Raw genomic sequence first — 12,991 nt, forward strand, 5'->3', positions numbered from 1 at the left:
CTACACAAAATTATAATTCTATAATTATGTAATGATGTTACGGCACAAACAATGGTAACTATAAACCTTACTCTTAATAACTTTTCGGAGCTCCCTGCTCTTTTAGACGTTTTTGGTTGTTTTGGAAACGATTATGAATATACTACACGAGGAATTTTTCGTAGAAAAATTCCTCCAATCTGTTCTATTTGTAGTACTCCAATGGTTCATAATGGCTATAATCCCCATACCAAACAAGGTCTTGGAGAAATCATCATTGGTCGATATAAATGCTCAAATTGTGGTAGTACACACGAAGAAGATCATAGTTTTTGGGAAGATTTGAAGACTTTACTTTTTGATTCATTCAATAATTTCTTCAAGTTACTCAGATACCATAACGTTTCATACGATGGAATTTCTGATGTAATGGGTTTCATTTTTCCAAGATCAAAAAGCACTGTCTTAAGAGCATTCTACAATGGAATGGAAAAGGAAACTGTTCCATATTCAGAAAATATACATATGGTGCATTATGACGAACAGCATCCAAAAGAAGGACGATGTCAGAAATACCGTTTAACCTTACTGGACGCAAAAACTCAAACAACAATAGCAGATGACCTTTTTGATGATAAGAGTCCAGAAACAATCAAGGAATTTCTACGGAAAAATCTTGATGCATCAGAACCTGTATTTATCGTTACGGATTTTGATAAGAGATATCCTGATATATTAAAGGAAATTTTTGGAGATAAGTTAGTTCATCAATATTGTTTGATGCACTTAAACAAGCTTATAGTTAGTGATTTCCCAAAGAATACAACGATTGAACAGGAACTATTGAAGTACAGGTTATTGAATATATTTTACAATCGAGAGAATGAAATTAAATTTTTGGAAGAACTTCAATCTGAAGAACTCAACGTAATTAATAATGAAGAAAAACATCAAGAATGGAGTAAAAAAGCAAAAAAGGAATTTAACCAATTTAGACGTAAATTAAAGCTTGAAAGAAGACGAAAAAAGGAAAATCTTCCACTTAATAGTCTTGAAAAAGCAAGAGATAACTTCGATAAATTAATGGAAAATATAAGAACATACGATCAAACGATTCAAAAACGATTATGGATGATCAATAAACACTGGTTAAATCTTACTTTGTTCCATTATCTTCCAGGAGCGCCAGCGACAAATAACCCTATAGAAAGCTATTATTCTAAAAGTCTAAAAACTGATAACAAGAAGCAGTTCAGGACTGATAAAGGAATTGGGAACCAGATTAAACTTACTCAAATGAGAAGATTAAATTTGCTCAAGAAACCACAAAAGTCATTTCTGGAATTGTTCAGATTATTTAATCCATTTAAGCTTTAGTAATCTAGTTTGAGAGAGGAGTTAAGGATTATGTAGCGGAGCGTATCGATTTTAGGCAAAAAATAAAGTGAAAAGTTAAAGGAATAAAAGAATTCTTTGGCATTCATGCCAAAGAAATTGTTTCTCAAGGAATATTACAGTTTATTTGGGCAGTTAGCAGAGAAAAGTGAAGATTTAAGGAAGAAAAAAATGAGAAATCACTAAATTATGAAATTGTGTCGTTTTAATTGATTTTTAATTTTTATGACAGTATTTTATCCAGCTGGTTTGACTTTGCTGCCTCTTTAATTTCCAGGGCTATTCTCCGTCCTGTGGAAAGGCGTTTCTGCATGAGGTCAGAGTAAGGGGAACCTGAAATGTAAAGGTTTGTTCCTGACACGATCCTGCTTGAAAGTTCGAAGACTTTGATATCAAGCGAGTCCGTAATAACTGCTTCGATACAGAACGCTCCTGTAATCCCTCCGAAAAGGGCAAGAGACTCTTCGACTACCTGTTCTCCAAGGGAAAAGATGCGCGACAGAATTGATTCTCTTGCAACGAGGGGAACATTTCCTGTAAGTACATATGTCGGGCAGATTCCTGACTCTATAAGTTCTCTCGGGGAGCCGAGCCTGAAAATCTCATCTGCGTTGGATTCTACCCTGCGGTCCATGCTCAGGAGCTCAAGGCTGCCTTTGCTCAGGGTATATCCGTCGTTCCGGATCGGGGAATAGAAATAATGGAGGTCGTAGCGGGTCCCGTTGATGTATTCATGAATTGTATACTTTTGAGTGTGGTCTACAAGCTCACTGAATTCCTTGTAATTCTTTGCAACAAAGAAGCCTTTTCCTCCTTTTGCTCCTTCATACTCAACCATTACAGGCCCTTTGATATCATGAGGATCATCTATTTTTTTGGGCATGTGAATGCCTGCTCCAAGGAACCACCTGCTTTCTTTATCCCTGTCAGATTCCCATTCTATTGAAGTCCTGTTTCCGAAAGTGGGTACTTCCATTCCGGTGAAATTTTCCCTGCCAAAATAATAAATAAGTGAACTATGGGGGATTATGATAGTATTTTTCTTTCTGAGTTCCTCAGCCCTGTTAATCAGGTCTTCGTAATTCTCGAGAACAAGGTATTCATCAGGTTTTGCCCTGGGAAACGCATCATAGAATTTGGGAGGTTTGCCAACGCAGATCCCGAGAGTCCTGAAACCTTCTTTTCTCGCCCCGTCAAAGATCTGGAGGCTTGAGTGAGAACAGATTGTTGCAATGGTAATGTTATCCAAGTCGTAATCTTTCAGAAATTCAAGAACCTGCTGTTTTGTGATCATAATTGCTCCGGCGAATATTTAGATTGGTATTAAGTCGCTTTTAAGATTAATATTTGGTGCCAGTGTATAACCGGTAATGCATCTGTGCTGGATCAATAAAAAGGTTCTCTATAGAAGGTATTGGACGGAAATGACAAGTAAAAGAGAGGATAAAAAGATATGAATAATAGAGAGTGATGGATGAAAAATAAAAAAATATGAAATAAAGAGAGTGATAAATAGAGAACAAAGGCTTGAAAAAATACCGGTCGATAAATAGAGAATATAAGGATAAGCATAAAAAATGAATGAAGATAAAAGGATAAATATAAAAAATACATGAAGATAACGGATAAGCATAAAAAATACATGAAGATAAAGAATAAACATATAAAACAAATAATGATAAAGGATAAGCAGTAAATCTTGATTCAAGAAAAATTTAAGGTAAAAAAGAATGAATAAATGCGGGGGGAATTGAACCGTTTTTCAGAAATCAGGGATGATTTAACGGGTGTGATGTTTCATCTTATTTTATCTCACGATCCTGTAAGTATATACAAAGTCTCCTCCGGCTTTCCCATCTTTATTGCCGTCCAGAGCAATTCCCCTCTCATCCATTATAAACCCTGATCCTGTTTCACTGCCAAGCAGAGTTATTGTTATCTCGGCTCCGTTTTCATCCATAGGATATTCGTTATAGGGACGGAACATCAGCATTCTCGACCCTGCGTCCAGAATCCCGTCCACAGGTTTTTCTGATGCGGAACTTTTTACTATTACGGTGTCATTCGTAATTGTTGCGTTATTCATAGGCATGTCAAACTCAATCCAGATAGGAGAGTCACGCCTGTAAGCAAAAGTCTGCCTGTCAGGATAAATTGCTTTTACTGCAGGAGGTGCGGGCCCGCGTTTGAAAGGTACTGGAATAGTTTTCAACGCGGGATAGAAAGACCTGTCATGCACGTACTTTTTAACTATACAAAAAAGTGCGGTCCCTGCAAAGGCATACACCAGTACTTTATACCAGTTTCTTCTCATTTCCGGGCCCCCGGAGTATTTATTCCACACCAGATTTGTGTCCGCAGTGTTTGGCCCTGTATTTTTTAATCGCATATATAGCAGTAACACCTGCAAGTGCGCCCACTATAGCAGTAACACCGGCAAGTACGCCTACTACTATTCTGTTGAATGTGATCATGGATGGTCCCTTACCTTCTTCATGTGCTTCTTTATCAACTACTTCTTTAATCTTAGCTGCTGGCTCTGGATGTTTAAACTTTCTAAGGAGGTATACTCCAAGTGCCCATTTCCCGTATTTTTTCGCTCTGTGCAGTAAAGACAAGCTGCCATGAACAGGCGATTTCATACCCAGATCAGGTTTTTCTGCCTCCTTCTCTGATTTTTTTGGTTTTAGCTTTTTTACAGCATAAGTAGTAAGCATTAACTTTCCATGTTTATGCAGCAATCCTCCAGTGCTCTCTTCATGCTCTCTGGTTCCGTAGTGCTTTCCTGACTTTAGCCAGTTTACCAGATAGGTGGCCAGAATCAACTTCCCGCACCTGCTCATTATTCCATTCGTTTTTTGCTCGGAAACCTGGTTAGAGTCTTCAGAAATGAACTTTTTCAGGATATACGCGCCCAGCAACAGCTTACCGTATTTGCTTAACATTTTATACCCCCGAATTTTCCTGACCGAAGAATCCCCTTTTAATCATCCTCCGGATAGAAGAGCAATTATTCCAATACTTCGGTATTTATCCTATATCTCACATAATATATAACGGCAACCATATAATTTCTATAATAAATTCTAATTGACATGCGTTTCATTACATAATATCTCTAACAAATAATCCCGGAGATTAATTGAAAAGGCACCATATCTTATTGAAAACTATCTTAATGGAAACTTAACCTGGATAACCGGAGTTTTTAAATTTCCCCGAAATCCGGAGTAAAAAATTCAGGTAAAAATAAAAAGATAAAGGCAGTAATAAAGTCCTGTAAAGTTATTTCACGAAAGCATTCTGTATTCTCAAATAGAGGCTTTAACCATGAAACAATCGATCGGAGCAAAACCACTTGCTTTTCCGACCCCTGCATGGGTTGTCGGTACCTATGACATGAATGGAAAACCCAATGCTATGACTGTAGCTTGGGCAGGGATCTGCTGTTCGAACCCTCCGTGCATCAGCGTCTCTTTAAGAAAAGCTACCTACAGTTATGCCGGCATTGTTGAGAATAAGGCGTTCACTGTAAGCATTCCATCTGAAGTTTTTGTGAGGGAGGCTGATTATTTCGGCATTGCAAGCGGGAAGGATGAAAATAAGTTTGAGTGCGCCTCTCTGACGCCGGTAAGGAGCGAGCTTGTTCCAGCCCCGTATGTAGGAGAATTTCCGGTAGTACTTGAGTGCAAACTTCTCCACAGCCTTGAAGTTGGGCTTCACACCATGTTTGTAGGAGAGATCATGGACATAAAGGCAGAAGAATATGTACTTGACGAAAACGGGAATCCTGATATCGAAAGAATAAAACCTGTTATATACGGGACAGGAAATAAAAGCTACTACAGTATTGGTAGAAATCTCGGAAAAGCGTTTTATATAGGCAAAATGTCCTGAACCTTTTAAAATAGATATTATCTTTACGGCAGGATTATTTCAGGGGCAGGACCATGCAGGGAGTCAGTTGCTCAGGTTAAGCGGGATGGTGAAAATAAACCTGCTTCCCCTGCCAGGCTCGCTCTCAACCCGGATTCTGCCTGCATGCATTTCCACAAACTTCTTGACAGGAGAAATCCCGGGTCCTGCCCCTGTCTGATCCCTATATTCGGGGTTTTCAAGCTGTGTAAAAGGCTGAAAGACCTTCCTGGTTTCCTCTTTGACATCCCTATACCTGTATTCCTTACAGTAGTTTCTGCTTCTATGTCTGTGAATCTGGCATTGATAAGCTTCAGGAGATTAGCATGTCAGTTAAGGACCAGTGTCAAAAACAGCCTGAACGATTCGGGTCATGAAGAAAGCCATCGGATAAAAAAGATAAACAAAGAGCTGGTAGATGGCTGTTTTTACTCTTTTCCAAAAGACTTTTTTGCGATAACTTTCCACCCTTTAAAATTTTTACCTTCAAATTCTTCTTTAACGGCTTCAAGGAAAGAAGGTATATCCAGCTGTTGCGGACATTTTTCTACACACTGCCCGCATTGCACACACTGTGAGGCATATCCCGGAACATCACCTCTTATTATTCCTCCGGGTTTTGCCGCATACATGAGTTTTGCTTCTTTCTCGTTTCCTGAGAGATAATAATTATCGTAGATCTCAAAACAGCCTGGAATATCTACCCCTGAAGGGCAGGGGATACAGTATCTGCAGCCTGTACATCCTGTTTTCATAAGCTTGCGGTATTTCTGCTCCACTTTTTTAACAAGCTGCAGTTCAGATTCTTTCAGCGAGTGCGGATAAGCTTCACCTGCTATTTTCAGGTTTTCTCCTATGTGTGCCTCTTCATTCATTCCTGAGAGCACGACAGTAACTTCAGGGCGGTTCCATATCCAGCGGAGAGCCCATTCTGCAGGCGTGCGTTTTATCTCTGCTTCATTCCAGATGTCCTGGATTTCAGAAGGCACAGGATCTGTCAGCTTGCCTCCCCTCAGGGGTTCCATAATTATAACTCCCAGCCCTTTTGAAGCTGCATATTCAAGCCCTTCTGTCCCTGCCTGGTTCTTTTCATCCAGGAAATTGTACTGGATCTGGCAGAAAGTCCAGGGATAGGAATCCACGATCCTCTTGAAATCTTTAATTGATCCATGGAAAGAAAAGCCCGCATTGATTATGCGTCCATCAGCTTTTGCCCTGTCAAGAAAACTGAGAATGTCAAGCTTTTCCATCTTATCCCACAGTGCTCCCACAAGCCCGTGGACAAGGTAATAGTCTATATAGTCCGTATTGAGCCTTTCAAGCTGGGCATTGAGGAACCTGTCCATGTCTTCCCTGCCTTTAACGGACCATGAGGGCAGTTTTGTTGCAATTTTAACCTTTTCGCGGTATCCATCAGCAAGGACACTGCCCAGGAAAGGCTCGCTTTCTCCCATATGGTAAGGCCAGGCTGTATCAATATAGTTTACCCCGTGATCGATTGCATCCCGGAGCTGCTGTCTGGCTTTTTCTTCATTTATTTTCCCTTCTTTGAGAGGGAGACGCATGCATCCGAATCCGAGTATTGAAAGTTCGTCTCCGTTTCCTGGCATTTTTCTGTACAGCATTTCCGGCACCTTACCGTTTTAAGTTGTTTCTCTGCTTTTAAAAGGCTTCTAATTTTTAAATGAGTCTGGATCTTAATCTTTCCCTGGTCTTTAAATAAGTAATCCTTTTTAACCTTCACTCTACTCTGAAAGTCTGTTTTGCAGCAGCTTTCCACGTTTCCAGATCAGGTCCCTCAAATTTGTCTGCAACAACTTTAAGCAGTTCTGGTATATTCAGGTGCTGCGGACATTTTTCAAGGCACTCCTTACACTGTATACATCGTGAAGCGTATCCGGGAATATCACCTCTTATTATTCCGCCTGCTTTTGCCGCATACATCAACTTTCCTTCATTTTCGTTTCCCGAAAGGTAAAGGTTGTCGTACACTTCAAAACAGGTAGGGATATCAACTCCGGAGGTGCAGGGCATACAGTATCTGCAGCCCGTACATCCTGTATTCATAAGTGTTCGGTATTTCTGTTCAACCCTGCTTATAAGCTGGAGTTCTTTCTCAGTCATGGAGTCCGGATATGCTTCATCTGCTGTTCTCAGGTTTTCTTCGATATGAGACTCTTCATTCATTCCCGAGAGCACAACAGTAATTTCAGGGTGGTTCCATACCCAGCGTAAAGCCCATTCTGCAGGCGTGTGATTTACTTCTGCCTCTTCCCATATTGTTTTTATTTCAGATGGCATCAGAGTGGTGAGCTTTCCTCCCCTCAGGGGTTCCATAACTATAATTCCCAGCCCCTTTGAAGCTGCATATTCAAGCCCTTCTGTCCCTGCCTGGTTTTTTTCATCCAGGAAATTGTACTGGATCTGGCAGAAAGTCCAGGGATACGCATCGATAATAGTTTTAAAGTCCTCAACCGAGTCATGGAACGAAAAACCTGCATTAATTATACGCCCGTCAGCCTTTGCCCTTTCAAGAAAGTCCAGGACACCGAGGTCTTTCATTTTGTCCCATAACACCCCTGTAAGGTTATGAAGGAGATAGTAATCGATATGGTCGGTTCTGAGCCTTTCAAGCTGTGAATTTAAAATCCTGTCCATCTCTCCCCTGCTTTTCACAGTCCATGAAGGGAGTTTTGTTGCAATTTTAACCTTTTCGCGGTATCCATCAGCAAGGACACTGCCCAGGAAAGGCTCATTTTCTCCAAGATGATACGTCCATGCTGTATCAATATAATTTACCCCGTGATCTATTAAATACTGCACCTGGCTCTTTGCCCTCTCACGGTCAATCTTTCCTTCTTTTACAGGAAGCCTCATGCATCCCAAACCAAGTATTGAAAGCCTGTCTCCATTCCCAGGCATCCTTCTGTAGAGTATTCTTTTCCCCCCTTGTTCCCTCTCTTTTTGTTTCTCTTTCTGCTTTTTTCTCTCTTTCTCCTCTCTTTCTTCTATTTTCCGCTTCTTTTTGTTTCTTTTTCCGTTTTTTCTCTCTTTTTCCTCTTTTTCCCCTCTCTTTCTCCTTTTTTTCTCCTTATCTTTGAAAATGAGCCCCGGATGAAGTTCACAGCCATCTGATATCCGGCCAGAAGGCAGAAGTTCCAATCTGATCCTTTCCTACCGTGTATTTTTCCAGCATCTTTTCTATTCAGGTTCAGGTGACAAAGACGAGATATGTGCCGCTAAACGGCGTTATGTGTTTTTCAGGAGAAGCCTCCTTTTTCTCTCTCCATGTAAAGTTTGTAAATAGTGACGGATTTCAGTTCTCAGACAATCAAAGTACACCTAATTTCAGAGTCGTTTTTAGCTGAAAAATGAATACGGCTTTTCCCCATTTCCGCCATTATCATTTCTCATAATAATGTCTTAAAATTAGATTCCTATTTTAATAATCTATTTTAGATATATATCTAGAATAAAGGTTTTTAGTTCAGAATCAATGTTCTCATTTATGACTACGGGAGCGCAAAGGGCCACGAATACCCTGTAATTAACGGGCTGTCCTGTAATTACCTTTGTTAATATTATAAATCCTTATTTTTTGATTTAAAGGTCTTATCTGCTTTTTTATTATTTTTTATTACTATCAATATTATAGGAAGCCTCGACAGGGTTGGGTGGGTGCGCGCAGTTTGATTTCCTGGTTCACAGAAAAAAATGCATCAACGCTGATAAACATGCAAAATCCCGGAAGTAAAATACTTGTTAACGGACACAATTAAGTTTTCAAGGGAAAAACAGGGCACCTGTTATTTGGGATTGAGTCTAGGTGGATATGAGTTTGGGATATGTCTAGAAAAAAGTTTCTCAGATGCCCTGTTAATTATATTATGTTCGCAATTACATATAAAAATAGTGAAATTTTCGTTTTTGTTTTATCCGGAGACCGTCTGTAGAAAACAGGAGGGTAAAACGCGGCTATAAAATTACTTCTATGTCCTGAGAAAAAATCTAACTTCTAAATCCTGCTGATCTAACAGATAAAATCTAACTTCTAAATCCTTTTGCTCTGACAGATAAAAATCTGTCTTATTAATCCGCTGGATTAATATGGCTTTCATATCGGATGCTACATTAACGAAAGGTGTTTTATGAAATGAAATCTCAGGCAGTAATAACTACCTGAGAATGCTTGAATTAACTTTCATAGGACGTCATTCAAAGCTCTTGCAGCCGTGTAAACGCTTCCAACTCCGAAAATGTACTGAGTTATCCTCAATGCTTCCAGAACTTCTTCTTTTGTAGCTCCTGCCTGCATTGCCTGGATTGCAAGGACTTTTACACCGTCAACGGCACCATTAGCTGCATCAAGCGACATTGCAATAAGCAGTTTATATTTCATTGGCATCCCGCCTTCAGAAAATGCGAGTCCGCGCGTGCTTTCCAGAAGCTTGAAGAATTCAGGGTCCTTATCCATTATAACCTGCAATGGGTTTTCTGACAATTTATCATCTCCTTTCAGGTTTTTACCCAAAAATCCTGATCACACTTTTGGGCATGTTTTTTGTTTGTATATATCAGTCTGTTTACTTATTATTACTGTTTACTTATTATTACTGTTTACTTATTATTACTGTTTACTTCTCATTACTGTTTTCTTTTATTAAAAATTCGGTTTTCTTACAAAATATATCAGGATACAATATGTCGGAATGCAATGTGTCAGGATGTAATGAGTCAGGATGTAATATTGCATATTAAATTAAAAGCAATGTAAGTAATGGATTGCAAAAACAGCCAGAATTCGTGCAAAAAGGGTTTAACAGAGAAAAAAGTATTCCAAAAAATAAGATTAGAAGGGGGGGCATCTGTTTTTCGGTGAGGTGGGATTGGGGATAGAAAACCGGGTATTCTAAAAAAGTTTTTCAGATGCCCAATAAGTATATAATACTCATTAATATATAAAATTAAGTTTATGCTGCTATTTCTCAGCCATTTTTCGCAGTACTCAAATTATTTTTTACATTTAGCGGTATCCATTCTGCACTTTCAATTTGAAATGATTCGCTTCAGGCCATTTACTTCAACATTTATTAAATATTTTGAAATCAAAAAATGTCTGTAAAACTTTAAATACGGATTAGAAAAGGATTAGAAAAGGATCAGAGATGGATGAGAAAAGAAGGATTGGAAATGGATTGGAAATGGATTGGAAATGGATTGGAAATGGATTGGAAATGGATCAGAAAAGAATCAGGAGCCTCCTTTTTCGGGTCTAAATTCATAAGTGATAATCCCTTCTTCTGGCCCGTTCCCTTTAAGATAAAAACCGTTTTTTTCCAGAACGCGGATAGAAGACTTGAGGTGTGGATAAGTATTGGCTATAATGCAGTCATTTCCAAGGCTGGAAAGTGCCCATTCCCGCATTGACCGTACAGCCTCCGTTGCATATCCATTATTCTGGTAATCGGGAAGGACGGAATACCCTATCTCAAGGGTTCCATTTTCGTGAGCAAGAAATCCTCCGCTGCCTATCAGGACAGGCAGTTCAGGACTTTTCTGGTGCAGAAGCCAGTAAAAACTCCAGATTTTTCTATCTTTTGTCCTCATCCGTCCCAGGAATTCTTCGATCACTTCAGGAGTTATTTGATCAGGTGGCCACTCCTCAGGGACACGCGCATTGAGGTTTGAAGCAAAAGCAGGGCGGTCATGCAGTTCCATAAGATAGAGTTTAACAGTCGCAGGAACAAGAGACAACCTTTCTGTAACGATAGGAAAAAGGATAGGAGACATGCAACAGATTAAGGTTTTTTAAAAGATAATCTTTTTGGTAAGTTGAATTCAGATTGTAGGAGCATGAAACATGGGGGAATGGGCATCTGAGGGTTTGGAGTGGTTTGGGAGTGGGGGTTTAAAAACTGCTGAGTGTATGAAAAGAGTTTTTCAGATGCCCTGGTTTATAATAATAATTAATATTATATAAAATTATGGATATAATGTTCTTTAATTGCATTTTAATAACTCGTATGAAGAGAACCTGCAAAACCATAATTTGTCCAAAAACAAGCAGTATTTCATCTTTAATTATACAAGAATACCTTTTTAAGTGATTTTGTCATCTCTTTTAGGGGGAATATAAGGTGGGTAAGGAAAACATTCCATCGGGTTTTACAGATGCTTTCGACTTCAGACTTATGGACGCACTTTTTGGAAGAAGAGCACGCCGTTTTTTTATGGGGGCTTCCATACCGGACGGCTACTTTAAGTACAAATCAAAATATCACCCTCTGCCTCTCACAGAATGGGAGCAGATGGCTATCCTGTCCGCAGCAGCGGGCAACACGGGCTGGCATAACCTTATAATGCGCGGGGAAAGGTATGCACCCGCTCTTTCAAATTACGCTTGCAGCGCCGGAGGGCGCACATTTCCTTCCGCTGCCGGCTTTCATACAAGTGAACTCTTTTTTACCGACGATAATGGAGTATATTTCTTTGAAACACGTGATGCTCCTGAACTCGCATCACGCTCGGAAAACGGGACTTTTGATGCAGAGGAACTGATTAAAGCTCACAGGACAAGAGTCCGTAAAATTTCAGAGGGCAGGCTGAAAATCCCTCCTGAAACGCCCTATGTTGAAGCTCATAACACATGGGTGGTAAATCATCCCGGAACTACCCTGATCATTCCTGTGGCAGACCTGGCGCAGCATGTACTTGCCGGGATCTGTTACTATACGCAGAACGGAGTCTGTTTCTTTGATGATATCCATGGGGAGGAGATAGAAGGGCTTGAAAAGTTCAGCGGGCTTGTAGATACGGAAAACCCTTTGCCCCTGAGTTTTCTTGAACTGTGGTCTTTTTCGGAAGCAACTGCAGAGCTCTCTATTGCCTGTTATGCAGGCATGCTCATGCTGCAGGCTATGGGACTTGGTGGCTGGATGTTTAATGGTGTAGACCCTTTTACAATCCTTGGAGCAAGCGGAAATCCTGAAGTTTCCGGGCTTGGCTTCAGGTATGACACAGATGACCGATGGGCGCTTCCCAATCCTACAGGGCTTCCGGGAGTTTTTGAGGGCTATACTCCTCCTCACTACAGGGATATGCGCCATGCGGTTGATGCCCTTACCGAAAGGAAGTTTGGAAAAGGAGGACCTTTCAACCCTGACACTCCTGGCTACTATAAGGATACAGGGGCAGTCCGGAGCAGTGCTGTGCCCCATAATGAAGAGTTCAGGGACTGTGTCGCCCTGCAGGCCCAGCATATCTATGACCGGTTTGGGAAGTTTCCAGGTACAGTCCCGAGCATTTTTGTTATGCCTTATCTTCAGGCCCATCACCTTGACCTCGAATTTTATGACCATTTCTACAAAAAAGGAGCCTATCTGAAAACCCATAAAATGCATATGGAGCGCTGGCATCCTGATATTTAAAAAAGTATTATTTACACTTTTAAAAAAGTATTATTTACACTTTTAAAGCAGGTAAGAGAGCTATATCGAAATGGAAAGGCAACAGTAAAGATTACGGCTGTCCGTAAAGATGGCATCCTTTTTCCTGTAGAGCTGAATATGTAGCTTATTGAATACAAAGGTAAACAGGCTATATTTTCTATTGTTAGCAATATAATGGAATGAATCTTCCCTATGCTTGAAAAGGTCTTCAAACTGTAGGATGTGGAGATTGTTTCCTTAAGCTCCTTCAGTTT

General features: G+C 40.1%; 11 protein-coding genes. 3 read left to right on the forward strand and 8 right to left on the reverse strand.

Annotation, left to right across the window (positions count from 1 at the left end):
• The first annotated feature begins 51 nt into the window (after positions 1-51).
• Positions 52-1,356, forward strand: coding sequence for an ISNCY family transposase (locus tag M886_RS13235; protein WP_048050816.1), 1,305 nt, complete (start codon positions 52-54; stop codon positions 1,354-1,356).
• A 241-nt stretch (positions 1,357-1,597) separates the two neighbouring features.
• On the opposite strand, the gene M886_RS13240 is transcribed toward M886_RS13235, so the two are convergent.
• The 3 genes from M886_RS13240 to M886_RS13250 form a co-directional block, all read right to left on the reverse strand.
• Positions 1,598-2,668 carry a formate--phosphoribosylaminoimidazolecarboxamide ligase gene (locus tag M886_RS13240; protein WP_048051311.1) on the reverse strand — a complete coding sequence of 357 codons (1,071 nt, stop codon included), beginning with the start codon at positions 2,666-2,668 and terminating at the stop codon, positions 1,598-1,600.
• Between the two features lie 513 nt (positions 2,669-3,181).
• Entirely contained in the window at positions 3,182-3,688 is a 507-nt protein-coding gene (locus M886_RS13245) for an Ig-like domain-containing protein (RefSeq protein ID WP_011034816.1), read from the reverse strand.
• Positions 3,689-3,707: 19 nt separating this feature from the next.
• Entirely contained in the window at positions 3,708-4,319 is a 612-nt protein-coding gene (locus tag M886_RS13250) for a hypothetical protein (RefSeq protein ID WP_048051312.1), read from the reverse strand.
• A 385-nt stretch (positions 4,320-4,704) separates the two neighbouring features.
• Here M886_RS13250 and M886_RS13255 point away from each other — a divergent pair, with 385 nt between their 5' ends.
• Positions 4,705-5,271 (forward strand): flavin reductase family protein, encoded by a 567-nt coding sequence (locus M886_RS13255; RefSeq protein ID WP_011034818.1) that lies wholly within the window; start codon positions 4,705-4,707, stop codon positions 5,269-5,271.
• 63 nt (positions 5,272-5,334) lie between these two features.
• On the opposite strand, the gene M886_RS19535 is transcribed toward M886_RS13255, so the two are convergent.
• From M886_RS19535 to M886_RS13275, 5 genes are all read right to left on the reverse strand, one after another.
• Positions 5,335-5,586, reverse strand: a complete 252-nt coding sequence (locus M886_RS19535) for an ATP-binding protein (protein WP_084685092.1) — start codon at positions 5,584-5,586, stop codon at positions 5,335-5,337.
• Positions 5,587-5,717: 131 nt separating this feature from the next.
• Positions 5,718-6,914: an aldo/keto reductase gene (locus M886_RS13260; protein ID WP_048051313.1), complete on the reverse strand. Its 1,197-nt coding sequence runs from the start codon at positions 6,912-6,914 to the stop codon at positions 5,718-5,720.
• Positions 6,915-7,029: 115 nt separating this feature from the next.
• Positions 7,030-8,226 carry an aldo/keto reductase gene (locus M886_RS13265; protein WP_048051747.1) on the reverse strand — a complete coding sequence of 399 codons (1,197 nt, stop codon included), beginning with the start codon at positions 8,224-8,226 and terminating at the stop codon, positions 7,030-7,032.
• Positions 8,227-9,490: 1,264 nt separating this feature from the next.
• A complete protein-coding gene (locus tag M886_RS13270; protein ID WP_015412905.1) occupies positions 9,491-9,820 on the reverse strand; it encodes a carboxymuconolactone decarboxylase family protein in 330 nt (109 codons plus the stop codon).
• Positions 9,821-10,539: 719 nt separating this feature from the next.
• Positions 10,540-11,079 carry a GNAT family N-acetyltransferase gene (locus M886_RS13275; RefSeq protein ID WP_152558037.1) on the reverse strand — a complete coding sequence of 180 codons (540 nt, stop codon included), beginning with the start codon at positions 11,077-11,079 and terminating at the stop codon, positions 10,540-10,542.
• A 347-nt stretch (positions 11,080-11,426) separates the two neighbouring features.
• Here M886_RS13275 and M886_RS13280 point away from each other — a divergent pair, with 347 nt between their 5' ends.
• Complete coding sequence (locus M886_RS13280; RefSeq protein WP_200880724.1) at positions 11,427-12,716, forward strand: hypothetical protein; 1,290 nt, start codon at positions 11,427-11,429, stop codon at positions 12,714-12,716.
• Positions 12,717-12,991 lie beyond the last annotated feature (275 nt).

The organism is Methanosarcina soligelidi (assembly GCF_000744315.1).
Lineage (GTDB): Archaea > Halobacteriota > Methanosarcinia > Methanosarcinales > Methanosarcinaceae > Methanosarcina > Methanosarcina mazei.

Excerpts from the sequence above, each read along its gene's own strand:
- M886_RS13235 (WP_048050816.1), top strand. The coding sequence starts at position 52 with ATGGTAACTATAAACCTTACTCTTAATAACTTTTCGGAGCTCCCTGCT.
- M886_RS13240 (WP_048051311.1), bottom strand. The coding sequence starts at position 2,668 with ATGATCACAAAACAGCAGGTTCTTGAATTTCTGAAAGATTACGACTTG.
- M886_RS13245 (WP_011034816.1), bottom strand. The coding sequence starts at position 3,688 with ATGAGAAGAAACTGGTATAAAGTACTGGTGTATGCCTTTGCAGGGACC.
- M886_RS13250 (WP_048051312.1), bottom strand. The coding sequence starts at position 4,319 with ATGTTAAGCAAATACGGTAAGCTGTTGCTGGGCGCGTATATCCTGAAA.
- M886_RS13255 (WP_011034818.1), top strand. The coding sequence starts at position 4,705 with ATGAAACAATCGATCGGAGCAAAACCACTTGCTTTTCCGACCCCTGCA.
- M886_RS13260 (WP_048051313.1), bottom strand. The coding sequence starts at position 6,914 with ATGCTGTACAGAAAAATGCCAGGAAACGGAGACGAACTTTCAATACTC.
- M886_RS13275 (WP_152558037.1), bottom strand. The coding sequence starts at position 11,079 with ATGTCTCCTATCCTTTTTCCTATCGTTACAGAAAGGTTGTCTCTTGTT.